Source organism: Fictibacillus tiangongensis (assembly GCF_048083785.1).
Lineage (GTDB): Bacteria > Bacillota > Bacilli > Bacillales > Fictibacillaceae > Fictibacillus.
In genome coordinates, this window is the sequence record NZ_CP182294.1 from 2,011,678 (window position 1) to 2,027,746 (window position 16,069).

15 protein-coding genes and 2 riboswitches are annotated in these 16,069 nt (G+C 36.9%); of the genes, 12 read left to right on the plus strand and 3 right to left on the minus strand.

The window, feature by feature from the left end:
* Nucleotides 1–720 carry a DsbA family protein gene (locus ACNJYY_RS10790; protein WP_416731698.1) on the minus strand — a complete coding sequence of 240 codons (720 nt, stop codon included), beginning with the start codon at nt 718–720 and terminating at the stop codon, nt 1–3.
* A gap of 250 nt (nt 721–970) precedes the next feature.
* On the opposite strand from ACNJYY_RS10790, the gene ACNJYY_RS10795 reads away from it, so the two are divergent.
* The 8 genes from ACNJYY_RS10795 to ACNJYY_RS10830 all read left to right on the plus strand — a co-directional run bounded on the left by ACNJYY_RS10795 (nt 971) and on the right by ACNJYY_RS10830 (nt 9,453).
* Entirely contained in the window at nt 971–2,305 is a 1,335-nt protein-coding gene (locus tag ACNJYY_RS10795; protein WP_416731699.1) for a processed acidic surface protein, read from the plus strand.
* The gene (locus ACNJYY_RS10800; RefSeq protein ID WP_416731700.1) at nt 2,305–2,928 is read left to right on the plus strand and encodes a class D sortase; all 624 of its coding nucleotides are present in this window, start codon (nt 2,305–2,307) and stop codon (nt 2,926–2,928) included. Before ACNJYY_RS10795 ends, ACNJYY_RS10800 begins: the two co-directional genes overlap by 1 nt.
* A gap of 183 nt (nt 2,929–3,111) precedes the next feature.
* Nucleotides 3,112–3,828 carry a GDSL-type esterase/lipase family protein gene (locus ACNJYY_RS10805; RefSeq protein ID WP_416731701.1) on the plus strand — a complete coding sequence of 239 codons (717 nt, stop codon included), beginning with the start codon at nt 3,112–3,114 and terminating at the stop codon, nt 3,826–3,828.
* 87 nt (nt 3,829–3,915) lie between these two features.
* A riboswitch (Lysine riboswitch) is annotated at nt 3,916–4,094 on the plus strand.
* A gap of 83 nt (nt 4,095–4,177) precedes the next feature.
* The gene (locus tag ACNJYY_RS10810) at nt 4,178–5,599 is read left to right on the plus strand and encodes an amino acid permease (RefSeq protein WP_416731844.1); all 1,422 of its coding nucleotides are present in this window, start codon (nt 4,178–4,180) and stop codon (nt 5,597–5,599) included.
* Between the two features lie 34 nt (nt 5,600–5,633).
* Nucleotides 5,634–5,735: riboswitch (purine riboswitch) on the plus strand.
* Between the two features lie 130 nt (nt 5,736–5,865).
* Nucleotides 5,866–6,456 carry a xanthine phosphoribosyltransferase gene (locus tag ACNJYY_RS10815; RefSeq protein ID WP_416731702.1) on the plus strand — a complete coding sequence of 197 codons (591 nt, stop codon included), beginning with the start codon at nt 5,866–5,868 and terminating at the stop codon, nt 6,454–6,456.
* Entirely contained in the window at nt 6,453–7,766 is a 1,314-nt protein-coding gene (locus ACNJYY_RS10820; RefSeq protein ID WP_416731703.1) for a nucleobase:cation symporter-2 family protein, read from the plus strand. Before ACNJYY_RS10815 ends, ACNJYY_RS10820 begins: the two co-directional genes overlap by 4 nt.
* 136 nt (nt 7,767–7,902) lie before the next feature.
* Nucleotides 7,903–8,310 carry a hypothetical protein gene (locus tag ACNJYY_RS10825; RefSeq protein ID WP_416731704.1) on the plus strand — a complete coding sequence of 136 codons (408 nt, stop codon included), beginning with the start codon at nt 7,903–7,905 and terminating at the stop codon, nt 8,308–8,310.
* A 54-nt stretch (nt 8,311–8,364) separates the two neighbouring features.
* Nucleotides 8,365–9,453, plus strand: a complete 1,089-nt coding sequence (locus ACNJYY_RS10830; protein ID WP_416731705.1) for a glycosyltransferase — start codon at nt 8,365–8,367, stop codon at nt 9,451–9,453.
* A gap of 22 nt (nt 9,454–9,475) precedes the next feature.
* Here ACNJYY_RS10830 and ACNJYY_RS10835 read toward each other — a convergent pair whose 3' ends face one another.
* A complete protein-coding gene (locus ACNJYY_RS10835) occupies nt 9,476–10,663 on the minus strand; it encodes a glycosyltransferase family protein (RefSeq protein WP_416731706.1) in 1,188 nt (395 codons plus the stop codon).
* A 400-nt stretch (nt 10,664–11,063) separates the two neighbouring features.
* Between ACNJYY_RS10835 and ACNJYY_RS10840 the strand changes: the two genes are divergently transcribed.
* The 4 genes from ACNJYY_RS10840 (at nt 11,064) to ACNJYY_RS10855 (ending at nt 15,472) form a co-directional block, all read left to right on the plus strand.
* Nucleotides 11,064–12,977, plus strand: a complete 1,914-nt coding sequence (locus ACNJYY_RS10840) for a bifunctional 2',3'-cyclic-nucleotide 2'-phosphodiesterase/3'-nucleotidase (protein ID WP_416731845.1) — start codon at nt 11,064–11,066, stop codon at nt 12,975–12,977.
* A gap of 163 nt (nt 12,978–13,140) precedes the next feature.
* Nucleotides 13,141–13,566 (plus strand): VOC family protein, encoded by a 426-nt coding sequence (locus ACNJYY_RS10845; protein ID WP_416731707.1) that lies wholly within the window; start codon nt 13,141–13,143, stop codon nt 13,564–13,566.
* Nucleotides 13,567–13,793: 227 nt separating this feature from the next.
* Nucleotides 13,794–15,179: an aldehyde dehydrogenase gene (locus ACNJYY_RS10850; protein WP_416731846.1), complete on the plus strand. Its 1,386-nt coding sequence runs from the start codon at nt 13,794–13,796 to the stop codon at nt 15,177–15,179.
* A gap of 119 nt (nt 15,180–15,298) precedes the next feature.
* Entirely contained in the window at nt 15,299–15,472 is a 174-nt protein-coding gene (locus ACNJYY_RS10855) for an endonuclease (RefSeq protein ID WP_416731708.1), read from the plus strand.
* Between the two features lie 140 nt (nt 15,473–15,612).
* Here the strand turns inward: ACNJYY_RS10855 and ACNJYY_RS10860 are convergent, their stop codons facing one another.
* Nucleotides 15,613–15,987, minus strand: coding sequence for a hypothetical protein (locus ACNJYY_RS10860; protein ID WP_416731709.1), 375 nt, complete (start codon nt 15,985–15,987; stop codon nt 15,613–15,615).
* Between the last annotated feature and the right edge of the window lie 82 nt (nt 15,988–16,069).

Here is a 16,069-nt window from a genome sequence, read left to right on the forward strand (position 1 = left end):
TTACTTACTCTCCTTCGCAGCATCATCAACCATTTTCTTTAAATCTTCTAAAGATGTGCCTTCAAACTTTTTACCATTAACAAACAACGTAGGTGTACTTGTTACACCAAGTTCACTTACAAGTGTTTCATCTGTTTTTAATGCTTTTTCATTGTCCTTGTTCTTCCATGTTTCGGTTACTTTCTTAACATCTACATCTGAAGTCACTTCACCAAGTGTTTCTGTTAAGAATTTCTCGGTAAAGATATCTTGTCGTTCTAGATTCTGATCGTCAGGCTGCTTTTCGTATAGCGTTTTATGAAACTTCCAAAACGTTTCATTTCCTAATTCATTATAAATGGCTTCACCAAAGATAGCAGATCGTTCTGAATCCACATTAATAAACGGATAGTTTAAGAAATAGAATTTCACCTTACCTGTTTGGATCAGTTCTTTGTCAATAAGCGGGAAGAATGACTCATTAAAGTTCTTACATGCAGGACACTTGTAATCTCCAAACTCAATTATATTAACAGCGGCATCTTTCTCACCTAAGAAAGGCTGGTTTTCATAGGAAATATCAGCCGTGGACGTATCATTATTATCAAGTGCACCGCTGAACAGAAAAACAATCAATCCTAGAGTCAAAATACCAATCGTCCAAAAAAGCCAGACAGGAGAAGAGTTGTTCTTTTTCTTTGAGCTGTTTACATAAGCCTTATTCTTTTTTTGTTTACCCATTGTTCACCTCGTAGAATTTTTACTAAATAAAAAGAAGTTACTTTTATCGTAAACAAAATTAAAGGTATTTACAATGAAGAAATCATGAACATTCTATTTTAGACAGAAACACTACCATTAGTAAGCGATTTGTAAGAAAAGAATAGATAATACTTAATTCTTCTTTAAAGAAAAAAATGGTAGGCAAAAGAGAATTTTGGCAGTATAATTTTCTAGAAAATATATTAAAAAAGTTTTCTGGGGGTCAGGGATGAAAAAGGTTGTAACTTTCTTATTGGCTATTACAATTAGCCTCGGCATTTTGCCGTTGTCAGCGTTCGCAATTAATGCAAACGACAAAGAGTATAAAGCGTTCTTACAAGAGATCGGGTGGAATTCCAAGGATTTTGTAGATTATTTGAACAGTAAAGAGTCTGCATTAAGAGATTTTGAATCGGTAGATGAACTGGGTACGCCTCTATCAGAAGAGGGTGTTCAATCCGTTTTAAAAGAGTTTGACATCAGCCGCGATAGACTAAATGAACTTCTTGTGGAATATGGATCTATTGAAGAAGGGGAAGATGTTCTTGATGGAACTTATATCATTTTTGAAGAGGATCTGTTTGAAGAAGTTGATTTTATGATTGGCACACCTATAGACGAACAAAACCTTCAAAAATTATTAAATGATTATGATTTAAAATCCATTGAAGAACTGGATGCTTTATTAAAAGAAAACGATGATTCACTTGAAAACTATGAATATATCGAACACCTGGAATGGTCAGTAGATTATTATATTAATGGAGACGACTGGGAAGGAACTCTTATTAATGATGAAAACCTTCAACAGTTATTAAAAGATTACAACTTAGCTTCCCTTGCGGAACTGGATGCTTTATTAAAAGAAAATGAAGATTCGAGAGAAAACTACGAATACATTGAAGATCTTGAAGGAGCCGTTGATTTTTATATAAATGGCGATGACTATATGGGTGATGATATCGAGGATCTATTTACAGAGATTGATTTAACAGAAACAGAAATAGAAAATCTATTGACTCATATGGAGACTCTGAATTGGGAAGATCCAGTGTTCCTAGATCAGATGATGACTCTTGCTGAAAGAATGATGGCGTTTGAAGATTTTGAAACGGCTGACGAACTTACTTCCGAACAAGTTGCTGAACTTCTTTCCATCTTTTCTGAGATGAAACAACTATTGCAACTTGAGACAAAGTATTATCTGGTTGTTGATGGACAAAAACAACCAGTATCAATGGATGCATTAATGAAGATGGAAACGACAAATGGAAATGATCTTATCATGGAAATATACAATCTGAATGGCAAACTATTAGCAGATATCCGCATAACAGCAGAAATGTTTGGATCTGAACTGATACAAGAAACAGGAAAAGATATCCAAGAAGTTGAAAAGATTGTTTCTGCAGCACCGACAAAATCGAGTCCACCTGTAAAAACAGTGAAAGGCGGACAACTTCCTAAAACCGCTACAAACCATTTAGAGAACTCCTTAATCGGATTAGTTGTGTTAGCGGCAGGCATATACCTATTTAGAAGATTTCGAGTCAAAGGAATCTAATGAGAAGTAGAGACAGCATTCGAAAGATACTTCTGATCTTTTCATTTGTATTAATCTTACTCGGTTTTTGGTTCAGTACAACAAATGCTTATACATTTATAAAAGGGTATTTGCTCTTTCAGACTGGTCAGACAAAGATTGTAAAGAGTGCGGAAAAACCATCAAGACTGCACAAAGAAAACTTAGATCATGAACCCCTTTATTCCATAAGACCAAATAAAGGCGAGAACATCGGGAACTTGCTCATACCAAAATTAAATGCTGCACTCCCTATTTTTCATGGAACAGATGAAGAAGAGTTAGCAAGAGGTGTAGGTCATTTTGAGAAAAGTGTCTTACCAGGAGAACAGGATAATTCGGTTCTTTCAGGACATCGAGATACTGTTTTCCGCAAGTTAGGTGAAGTAGGAAAGGGTGACAAGTTGATCGTAGAAACGGCAGCAGGTACCTTTACTTATAGAATAAGACATGTGCGCATTGTTGATAAAGATGACAGGACGGTCATCGTACCTAAACCGAGAGCCACATTAACTGTATCAACATGTTATCCTTTTGATTTTATAGGTGCATCACCTGAGCGATATATTCTTGTAGCAGACTTGATATCTCAAAAATTAACATAATCTATTAAGACAACATGAACTATTTCTGTTGTCTTTTTTTTGGCCCGATTTTCAACAGGTGTAAACATCTTTTGTTTAAAAGCTAACCAAAACAGGTATGAATACCAATAATGCTTAAGGGTCTAAAGAAATTCCCCCTGATACATACTTAGAATAATCAACTAGAAAGTCGGAGGTAGGAACATGAAGAAAATATCATTGATAATGGCAGCGTGTATCATTATTGTGTTAGGTGTTGCTTTTGCAGTATACTCCTTCAATTCCAAAGAAATGGAAGTTACTGCTCTTGGAGATTCACTCGCATACGGATTAGGTGATACAAAAGATAATGGGTATATAGGAGATGTTGAATATCGGTATGAAGAGGATTTAAACAAACAACTTGTTGTACATGACTTTGGAGTTCCAAATGATACAAGCACAGACTTACGGAAGCGGTTGGAAAATCCTGAGATAGCAAAGACAGCTAAAAGTTCTGATGTAATTTTCATCAATATTGGAACGAATGATTTTCTAAAGAGCACAGATCTTTTAACTAAATTCAACAAAGAAGAGCTTGCAGCAAACGAGGAGATCTATAAGGAGAACCTGAACCAAATCATACAACAGGTACAAAATAAAGAAAATCCGAAGACCATCTATATATTAGGAATCTATAACCCTAAAGCTGAATGGAGTGATATGGCTGTTGTCAACGAAGCTGTATCAAATTGGAATCAATCCACGATTGAAGTGACAAAGAAAAATAAAAATACGGCCTATATACGCACCGATGACCTCTTCATCGACAAGAATAAACGTGACTATTTCTCTGACAAACTTCATCCTAATGAAAAAGGATATGCATTAATCGGAAAAAGAGTTTACGAAACCATCCGGCAGAGTTCGGATTATAAATAATGGATAAACATTGACGCAGAGAGAACAATCTGTTAATCTACAAAACGTTACACTAAATCAATTAAATAAAAGTCCTCACATTAATCTCTGTGAGGTAGAGGTCGCATGAATTATGAGTAGAACTGTTAGAGGCAAGTGGTGCTTTTGACAACAGTTTAAAAGGAATTGATGCCGAAATGGGTTGATATCCACGTAACAACCCATTGGGGCTGCATTGAACAAGTGCAGAACTGTCGCAGAACTTTCTGCGTTGAGCTATTAGAGATTTTTGGAGGATGCTGATTATATTCACGTATGGGCGTTTCCATACGTGTTTTTTTATTGGCTTTTATCAACAGGAGGTACTTACATCATGAAAAATAATAATTGGAGCGTGTGGCTGCTGACTGCATTTGTCGTTGGAAACATGGTAGGCTCGGGAATATTCATGTTGCCGAACACGTTAGCTCAAACAGCTAGTCCACTTGGCGTTACGGCGGCATGGGCAGTTACAGGATTTGGCGTATTGATGATCGCATTAGTTTTTGGGTCACTGGCCATAAGAAAACCAGAATTAACAGCAGGTCCTCAAAGCTATGCTAGAGCTCTGTTTTCCAATCCCAAAGCAGGTAATGTAGCAGGATTTAGCATGGTGTGGGGATACTGGGTAGCGAATTGGATCAGCAACGTTGCAATCATCACAAGTTTCGCTGGGTATTTATCAACATTTTTCCCAATGATGAGAAGTTCAAAGGTTATTGGAACAGTATTCTGTCAAGATATTCAGTTAGGTAAGCTCATTACGTTTGCAGTTTGTACCGTTCTCCTTTGGTTCACACATTTTATTTTAATCAAGAGCATGAACGGAGCAGGTAAACTTAATTTTGTGGCAACTGCTTCAAAGGTAATCGGATTTATGTTATTTATAGTGGCTGCACTCTTCGCAGTAGAGAATACGATTTTTGCCGATGCTTACTTCCCGATTGTAGATGATGCAGGAGTCTCTCATGGATTAGGTAGTCAGATCAATATGGCAGCCATTGCTACATTATGGGCTTTTGTTGGAATTGAATCAGCTGTAGTCTTATCCGGGAGAGCTTCTTCACAACGAGATGTAAAAAAAGCAACGATTGTAGGTCTGCTTATAGCATTAAGCATTTATATGATTACGACACTACTTACGATGAATGTTCTTCCACGAGAGGTTCTGATGAGCTCAGACAAACCATTCGTTGATGTATTATCCGTTCTAATCGGGAATACAGGAGCTTCCTTAATGGGATTGTTAGCCGTTATCTCTTTGTTCGGTTCAACGATCGGCTGGATTCTGTTAAGTTCAGAAGTTCCTTATCAAGCAGCTAAATCAGGTGTGTTTCCCGCTATCTTCGCTAAAGTGAATAAGAACGGAAGCCCAGTGAACGCATTAGCTGTAACCAACATCATGTCTCAAATTTTTATCTTCTCTACGATATCAGGTACGATTGGTGAAGCTTATACGTTCTTAACTACTTCAGCAACGCTCGCATATTTAATTCCGTACTTGATTTCTTCCATTTACTTTTTAAAGCTAGTCTATAGTGGAGAAACCTATAATGAGATAAAAGGATCACGCGTAAGAGACGGGGCGATTGCCTTATTAGCATTTATCTATTCGAGCTGGGTAATCATTTCGGGAACATCCGATGCGAAGACCTTCACTTTAGGAATCGGATTATTTTTCTTAGGTTTCCTTGTATATCCTGTCTTCAATAGATTTACGCCTAAAAACAGTAAAAATCGTAAAGTCGCTTAAAGAGGTTTTCTTTTTTAGTCCTTTAACGTATAATGTGTGTTAACTTCATAAAGCTCGTATAATCGCAGGGATATGGCCTGCAAGTTTCTACCAAACCCCCGTTAAGGGTTTGACTACGAGTGACGCAAACTTTCCATGCATCTTTCTATAGATGTATTGGGCTATTTATGTGTTCCGATTTCATTTAACCGGAGAATTGCTTCACTCGTTCAGAGAGAAGGCGTTCTCCGGTTTTTTTGTGTAAATTAAGATAATGGGGTGGAAAAATGAATTTTTTAGAAAAGAAAATTTGTGATGAAGGAATCGTGTTGTCACCGACCGTATTAAAAGTAGACTCGTTTTTGAACCATCAGATCGACCCAGATCTCATGCTGCAACTAGGTACTGAATTTGCCGATCGTTTTAAGAATGAAGGAATTACAAAAATTGTTACGATAGAATCTTCCGGTATTGCACCTGCCGTTTTCGCAGGATTGAGATTACATGTTCCTGTTGTCTTTGCTCGTAAAAAGAAATCATTAACCTTAACTGAGGGGCTTTTAACATCAGGTGTTTATTCTTTCACAAAACAAGAACAAAACGAAATTTCTGTGGCTAAGAAATTCATTCAGCCTGGTGATCGAGTGTTGATAATCGATGATTTTCTCGCTCACGGTGAAGCAGCACTTGGTCTTGCGGACCTCGTTGATCAAGCTCATGCTAAGATCGCTGGAATTGGGATCGTCATCGAAAAGTCGTTTCAGGTCGGTCGTGAAAAACTTGAGGAAAAAGGATATCGTGTTGAATCGATCGCACGAATAAAAGAAATGAACACGAACGGGATATCGTTCATCCAATCTGAGGTGATGTCATCATGAAGAAGGGTAAAGTATTTTCTTTGGGGATTCAACACGTTCTTGCTATGTATGCAGGAGCAGTGATCGTACCTTTAATCGTTGGAAGCGCATTGAAATTATCTCCTGAACAATTAGCTTATTTAGTAGCGATCGACCTTTTAACTTGTGGACTAGCTACACTTATCCAAGTTTGGCAGAATCGCTTTTTCGGAGTGGGTCTTCCCGTTGTTCTTGGCTGTACCTTTACAGCGGTAGGACCGATGATCGCGATAGGTGGACAATATGGAATGAGTGCCATTTACGGTTCCATCATTGCAGCAGGTTTATTCGTTGTTATTTTTGCCGGAGCGTTTGGGAAAATTCTTAAGCTTTTCCCACCCATCGTAACGGGAACTGTTGTAACGATTATAGGAATTACATTAATACCCGTTGCAATCAAAGACATGGCAGGCGGAGCGGGAAGCGAGAACTTTGGTTCAGTACAAAACTTATTACTCTCTTTTGGTGTTTTAGCATTTATCTTACTTTTATATCGATTTTCAAAAGGTTTCATTCGTTCTGTTTCTATCTTGATCGGTCTCATAGCGGGAACTATAGTTTCTGTATTCTTAGGTTTAGTTGACTTCACGCCAGTTATGGAAGCATCATGGGTTCACATGCCAACGCCTTTTTATTTTGGAGTTCCTACCTTTGAGCTAGGTGCAGTTATTACCATGATTTTAGTGGCTATCGTAAGTTTGATTGAGTCAACAGGTGTATTTATGGCGTTAGGAAAGATATGCGACAGAAACTTAACACCAAAAGACTTAACGAAAGGGTATCGCGGAGAAGGTCTTGCCATCATTTTAGGTGGTATCTTTAATGCTTTTCCTTATACGACATATTCACAAAACGTAGGCCTTGTTCAGTTATCTGGAGTAAAAGCAAAACAGGTGATCTATGTCGCAGGGGGGATGTTGATTTTCCTTGGCTTGATTCCGAAAGTGGCTGCTCTTACGACACTTATCCCGACACCAGTCATGGGTGGAGCTATGGTTGCAATGTTTGGTATGGTATTTGCTTCAGGCATCAAAATGCTTAGTGAAGTGAACCTGGCAAAGCAAGAAAACCTTCTGATCATCGCTTGTTCAGTTGGGATGGGGTTAGGTGTAACCGTAGAACCAGAATTGTTCAGCAAACTACCGGAAAGTATACAAATATTAACAGAAAACGGAATCGTGACAGGAAGTTTGATGGCTATTTTGTTGAATCTACTGTTTAACGCTAGAGTAGCAAAAGTTACAGTGCCAAAATTGCAAAAGAACGAAAAAGAAGTAATGAATGTTCAGTAATGAAGGAGTATTTGCTTAGAGTTTCTGCTGTTAAACAGTGGGAACTCTTTTTTTAGATGTTTATATACTCACAATTTTTTTATTAATCTCATATGTTAGTAAGGTAATACAAGCTTAAAATTCAGGAAGTGAACTAGTGGTAAGTAAAAAAAATAAAAAACAAAATAGCGGAAAAGAAGGAAGAGTAAGATTTATTGAACAATTAGATTTAATTTCGGGTTATGTACCCACAGGTGACACTGTACTAACTGGCGGTTATATACCAACCTGTGATTATGAGTTCACGGGTAGTTATGTGTCGACTGGGGATTATGAACTTACTGGCGGTTATATACCAACCTGTGATTATGAATTTACGGGTAGCTATATTCCAACTGGGGATTATCGATCGGCTGACATGACCGATCTAACAGATGATTCAGAAAAGAATCGTATTTTTAACGTTTGTTTCGAGGAGCTTCAGATCGCTCGTATTTTTACTTCAGAAAGTTCTCCTCGAAAACATAGCTCACCGAAAGGGTATCTTAAGCCACCAATTATTTAATCATGAGATTATATGTTGATGTAACTAAAGTAAGCTTCTGGAAGGAGCATAGTTTTGATCACCATCAGTTTATGTATGATTGTAAAAAATGAAGAAAAATTTATTGGCAGGTGTTTATCTTCTATATATGACCTAATGGATGAAATTATAATAGTAGACACAGGGTCAGTGGATCAAACAAAAAAAATAGCAAGACAATTTACTAATAAGATATATGATTATACGTGGATAGATAATTTTAGTTCTGCTCGCAATTACTCATTTGAATTAGCTTCAAAACAATATACAATGTGGTTAGATGCAGACGATGTTTTAGATAAACATAACAGGAAGCTGCTAAGACAACTAAAACTCAACTTAGATCCATCGGTAAATTCCGTTTCAATGAATTATTTAGTAAACCCTGATAAATTTGAAAAGCCATCCTTCATCATTAAGAGAAACAGGCTAGTGAAAACAAATTGTCAGTTTAAATGGACAGGCGCCGTCCATGAATACTTAAAAGTGAACGGTCCAATTTTCCACAGTGATATTTGTATTCATCATCATAAAAACAGAACTGATAATTCTAAACGTAATTTACTGATATATGAAAAACAATTAGAAAAGGGGGTAGTATTTACTCCCAGAGACCTCTTTTATTATGCCAATGAACTTTGTCGTCATAAAGACTATCAAAATGCAATTAAATTCTATGACTTGTTTTTAACACACAAAGAAGGATGGAAGGAAGATAAGATTACATCTTGTGGAAGAATGGCAGATTGTTATCGTTTATTAGACGATGATGAAAAGGAAAAGGAAATGATTTACAAATCGTTTACTTATGATGATCCACGTGCAGACAATTGCTGCAGATTAGGAAGCCATTTTTTAAAGAAAAACCTCTTGAAAGAAGCCGTTCATTGGTACAAATTAGCGACTAAACTAAAATGGAATAAAAATTGTATGGGCTATTATCATGTTCCTTCTTGGACATGGCTTCCTCATTTACAACTCGCTACTTGCTATTATAGAATGGAAAACTTCAAGAAGGCTTTTGCTCATAACAAAATTGCCTTAAGCTATTTAAGTGATGATGTAGACATTCATAATAATCAGAAATTAATCCTAGAGAAATTAAAGAAAACAGACCGTTTTTAAAATGGTCTGTTTTTTAAAAATCTCACTTTCTATTGATCTTTATTATCTGCCCAGCGTAGATTTTATCTGATGTAAAATTATTAATCTTCATAATTTGTTGTAAAGGAATTTCATATCTTCTTGCTATCTGTCCTAAAGTATCTCCAAAATTAACATGGTGAAGGTTATATTTTTTCTCTAGAACATCTGTGTAGTGTATTAACTTCCCTTGACCTGGAGTAGCCAGTTTCGAGTTAATAATACCTCTGGAGATTAAAGTTTGGATCATCTCTTTAGCTCTATAATAATAGGAGTGAGGCTTTACAGCTGCCATTCCATTCTTTCTGATTTCTTCTCTTTGTTTTGAGTTCTTTAGATAGTATTTAACTTTTTTGATCGTTTCACTCGATGTGGAAGAAACAATTAAATCACGGCCAGGTACAAACTTTTCTTTCACCGCTTCAGTATCAGATGTTAACAAACATCCACCAGAACCAAGTATTTCAAACGTTCTTTGAGATAATTGATCCGTACAATTTTGTAGTCCTATTATGATTTTAGACGAGCTATACACTTTGCGAGCTTTCTTATAGTCAAGATAACCATGAATATATTCAGAAGGAATGCTTATACCTAACTGATTACATAATCTTTGCCAATGATTCCCCCAAAAATCGACTCTGATCTTTTCCTCTAAAAGAGGCAAAATTAAATTTTTAAACGATGTTGAACGAAACACATCAGGATTTTGTTCAAGGAATTCAGGATAAGCGTTAGCTACAACTGCAATACTAGCACTGTATTTACTATACGAACCGGCATGATTATGAACGGTTGGATGAAACCCAAAATCGAGATGACCTGATTTTATACCCAATTTTTCATATGTTTCACATAAAGAACGTGTGACGGTGAATACAAAATCAGGCTGCATTGTACATATTAATGGCAAGGAAAAATTTTTAGTGTGCAGCGGGTCTTCAGTGGACCAGTAGACTAATGGAATAATAGCCGATTTTGCCGCATCCCGAATCCAAGGTTGTTTTTCCTTTGAATATTCAGGTGTCCATCCCATTGATAAAATCATATCCGGTTCATATTTTGTAATCAAATCTAATATATTTTCTTTGCTGACAGGACCTGAAATAATAACCGTATGACCGAGCTCCTTTAAACCATAGGGTAAACCGTAAATCCACATAGGATGACTTTCAAGAAAAAGAATTTTCATAGAATCGCCTTTCTGTTTATATCAAGTAGTTATCCATATGTAAAATACGAAAAGCTTGTCACGGCATTAACCTATAAAAATAGTTTTTCAGGAGTTTGTTAATTGGAAAGTAAACCTTAACACAAGAGAAATGAAGGCAAGAGCTAGTTAGAATTTTAAATGCTAATGAAACGCACATTTAACTCAGGAGCTTTTTTTCTGTTAATTTTTCATAGTTAGCCAATTTTAGGTACTTTGGATGATATTAGAAAAAATATTGAAATGGTATTATTGCTTGGGGTCTGACACATCAGTCTCAATTATTGTAAAGGGGTTAGAGGACATGATAATGAATCACAGAAAAGTAGTTTCTCTTTCGTTAGCAATAAGTCTGTTAGGTTCACCATTAACAGGGACGGCCATGGCAAAAAAGCCTGTAGAAAAAAACGCAAAAGTTAACCTGAGAATTATGGAGACTACAGATATCCATACGAATCTTCTTAACTTTGATTATTACAAAAATGCAGTTTCAGAGAGCGTAGGATTGGCAAAAACAGCTACACTTGTTAAGCAAGCTCGTACAGAAAACCGAAACTCAGTCTTAGTCGACAACGGAGACCTTATTCAAGGTACACCACTTGGAACTTACAAAGCGAAAATTGCACCGCTAAAAGATGGAGAAGTTCATCCAGCCATCGCCGCTATGAATCTTATGGATTATGATATGGCAACACTAGGAAACCATGAGTTCAATTACGGACTAGACTTTTTGGCAGAAACGTACGATGATGCTAATTTTCCTTTTGTAAACGCTAACGTATACGTGGATGACCATGATAACTATCCTAAAAATGATGTGAACAAATACACACCCTATAAAATCGTTAAGAAGTTCGTTAGAGATGAGTACGGCAGACCAAGGCTTTTAAAGATCGGTTATATTGGTTTCGTTCCACCACAAATCAACGAATGGGATAAATCACACCTCGACGGGAAAGTAATCACAAAGAATATTATTGAAAGTGCGGAAAAGTTCATCCCGCAGATGAAGAAAAAAGGTGCAGATATCATCATCGCACAAGCTCACTCAGGCTTTAATGGAAGTGAAACGAACACAGAAGATGTAATCTATGCCCTCAGCAAAGTAAAAGGTATTAATGCTCTTACGTTCTCACACACACATAAAATATTCCCGGCTGCTGATGAGAAATCCCTAGATGCATTGTTTAAAGACGCAAAAGGTAATGTTCTTCCTGGCGTTGATAATGCAAAAGGTACAATTAACGGTGTGCCAGCTGTACAAGCAGGCTATGGTGGAGGATCACTCGGTCTGATCGACTTAACACTTCAACAAGATCGTGGAAGATGGAAAGTGGTTTCCTCTCAATCTTCCGTAAGAAGTGCCGCTGCGGTTCAGCCAGACGAAAAAGTGGTTAAGACTGTAAAGAATGTACATGATGCAACGATCAAGTACGTTAACACACCAATCGGTTCAACGACAGACGATATTCATAGCTTCTTTACACTCGTTCAAGATGATCCGTCTGTTCAAGTAGTAACGAACGCTCAGAAATGGTATGTAGAAAAATACATTTCATTGAACAAACCAGAATATAAAGATCTTCCTATCCTTTCAGTTGGAGCTCCTTTTAAGGCAGGTAGAAACGGTGTAACTGAGTTTACGGAGATTCAAAAGGGACCACTAACGATTCGCAGTGCAGGTGACCTCTACCTTTATGACAACACGTTAAAAGCACTTAAAGTAAAAGGTTCAGTTGTAAAAGAATGGCTTGAAATGTCCGCTGGAAAATTTAAGACGATCGATCCAAACAAAACAGAAGCACAGGAACTATTAGATTCAGGCTTTCCTGTTTATAACTTTGATGTAATCGACGGCGTTAATTATCAGGTAGATGTAACAAAAGCTCCTAAATATGACAAAAACGGGACAGTGATCAACACTGACAGCAACCGTATCGTGAATCTAACATACGACGGAAAAGCAGTTGATCCTAACCAAGAGTTCATCGTAGTAACGAACAATTACAGAGCGGGTGGCGGCGGAAACTTCCCTGGAGTTAAAGGCAGCGAATATGTAGTTGATTCTGCTGATGAGAACCGTCAGATCTTAATGGATTACATTACAGAGATGAAAGAGATCACGCCAACTGCTGACAATAATTGGTCGATCGCACCGATTAGTGGTAATCCTAGTGTAACGTTCTTATCATCACCCAACGGGCAAAAATATACGAGTGAGACAGGTAAGATTCAATATACAAATAAAATAGATGCAAACGGATTTGGAATCTATAGTATTGATCTAAAAAAATGATATAGGAGAGAGCCTGAATGGTTCTCTTTTTTCATATGCAAAAGAAGGTGTAGATCTTTTTTAGTAGAAATATAAAAATTGTAGCAATGAGAAATAAAGTTTGATACAATAAAAACGAACAAATGTTCTGTGTTCGAAAAAACTAGACGATGAGGTGCTAAAAATGATTGTAGCAGTTAATCCTTACGTAGTAACTGATGGTAACGGTAAAGAAGCAGTGGAGTTTTATGTTGATGCATTTAATGCAGATCTTATCTCACTCCAAACATTCGGAGAGATGCCTGAGGATCCTAATCATCCACTTCCAGAAGAAGCTAAGGACCGCGTAATGAACGCTCAATTTAAAGTAGGCGATACCGTTATGATGCTTTCTGATAATTTTCCAGGAATGCCTTATACAGTCGGAAATCAAGTAACAATCGCCATTCAAATCGATTCAGTAGATTCATCAAAACAAGTTTTTGAGAAACTCTCTAAAGAGGGGAAAGTTACAATGCCTCTACAAGAAACATTCTGGAGCCCATCTTATGGCCAAGTAACAGATAAATATGGTGTCGAGTGGCAAATTTCTGCTGTTCAGCAAGACTAAAATACAAATATTAAGCAGACCCTTTCTATACGTGGAAAGGGTCTCTTTGTTTAGTTCTCTTTTTTAAAGGTTATTTTAGTAATGTATCATTATAATGAATAAGAAAAGTCAAAATCATTGACTACCTATCATAAACATAATATAGTGATTTCACTAATACATGTTCATAAGTTTAAACACTTAATTTTATATTGTAGGAGGCGTAAAGCTTGAATCAGCCAAACACGATGAAAGAAAGCACAAAGGAATCGATCGATAAACTTGTACATGCTCAGAGAACCTACTTTCGAAGCGGCGTAACTCGATCATATGAATTCCGTATGAAGGCTTTGAACAATCTTTCAAAGCTTGTTCGAAACAACGAAGCGAAGATTCTTCATGCATTAAAGACAGATTTAAATAAATCAGAAGCAGAAGCCTACACAACGGAGATCGGCTTTTTATTAGAAGAGATTCGTCATACTCAAAAACATCTCAAAAAATGGATGGAACCTAAAAAAGTAAAAACAGCAAAAACCCATATTGGCTCAAGGGGTTATACCATCGCTGAACCTTATGGCGTCACATTAATAATTGCGCCATGGAACTATCCGTTTCAACTGCAACTTGCTCCGTTAATCGGTGCTATCGCAGCTGGTAATACGGCTATTTTAAAACCATCTGAACTTACGCCGCAAACGTCAAAACTATTGGATGAACTGATCAAAGAATACTATCATCCTGACTTTATCGCAGTCGTAGAAGGCGGAGTTGAAACCAATCAAATATTGCTCGATCAACCATTAGATTATATATTCTTCACAGGCAGCGTTCCTGTAGGTAAAATCGTAATGGAAGCGGCTAGTAAGAGACTTATTCCTATCACATTAGAACTAGGTGGTAAGAGCCCTTGTATTGTAGATGAAACAGCAGACCTTAAGCTTGCTGCTAAGCGTATAGCTTTTGGAAAGTTTACGAACGCTGGCCAAACGTGTATAGCTCCAGACTATATCTATCTGCACAAAAACATACGTCAACCATTCATTGATACATTTAAAGAAGTAATTAAAGAATTTTACGGCGAGAACCCACTGCAGAATGAAGAATTCGGCAAGATCGTTAATGATCGTCATTTTAATCGTTTAAAAAGTTATTTATCAGAAGGAGAGATACTTTTTGGTGGGCGATACGATGAATCTAGTGAAAAGATCGAACCCACTTTAATAGCTCCAACTGATACTACTTCACCTGTTATGACTGATGAAATCTTTGGACCAATCTTTCCTGTCATGGAATACGAAAGCATTGATGAAGTAATCGAATTTGTTGTTGAACGTCCAAAACCACTTGCACTATATCTGTTTACGATTAAAAAAGAGGTAGAAGAAAAAGTGGTGAATAATATATCGTTTGGTGGTGGATCTATCAATGATACTTTAATGCACATCGCCACACCCTATCTGCCTTTTGGCGGGGTAGGAGAGAGCGGGATAGGTAGTTATCACGGTAAGTCCAGTTTTGTTGCGTTTTCTCATAACAAAAGTGTTCTCAACCAAACGAACAAATTCGACTTTAGTTTTCGATATCCGAATGCCAAACATGGTTTGAAGATCATTAAAAAGTTAATGAAATAGATATTTTTTTGACGCTGTCATTTAAGATTAGCGTCTTTTTGTTGTGAAAAATGCCAAAACTCGACTAGAGAACAAGTGTTTGGTGCAATGAAAGTAAGTGAATAAAGGAGTTGATTGGTATGCGGAAAAAGAAGTGCACCATGAGTATTCCTACGATTATTGAACGATTTCAAAGCGGCATGAGCAGCAATGAGATCGCATTAGAGGCAAATGTTACAGCGAGATATATCAATTCTGTTCTGCAACAAAACAACGTTGCAAGACAACCACACAGCAGCTGGTTAAGACAGTGAATGAAGATTACTTCAAAACATGGTCAGCATCCATGGCGAAAGAGAGGGTTTTAATGAAATTAGTGTTAGTTATATTTTTTGCTATTTTGTTAACATAATATCTATTCTCGGCAGCTATGTATAATATAATTAAACAAGTCTCAAAAGCAAAGATTACTTAAGATAGTGAGACGAAAATAAAAAAATGGATTCGGTCTCGTGCTTGTAACAAGCTCAAATAACAGTGTATTTGCAACTCCTGTCGCAGCTGTAACTGTAGAACTAATAATATATGCAATGTCATAGATTCCGCCTGTTGAAGTTTGTAAACCTGAAGTTACACCGTTTCTCAAGAATTCAATACCCGTAGTAGTAACTGCATCATCAAGTGTTATTAGTATTGGGAAAGTTGTAGTCGTTGTTGTTAACGCTTGGAAAGATGATTCTTTAGCTGCTATTCCAGATCCAAGACCTGCTCTATTCAAATCATCACATGAAAAACAATCATTGTGAAATTGATTTCTTCTTCTCCCCATTTGCAGTCTCCTTCCATATTTACTCTTATTATTAAATGAAAGCTCTAATCGTTTCGATATAGACAATAGCGGAATAAACCCC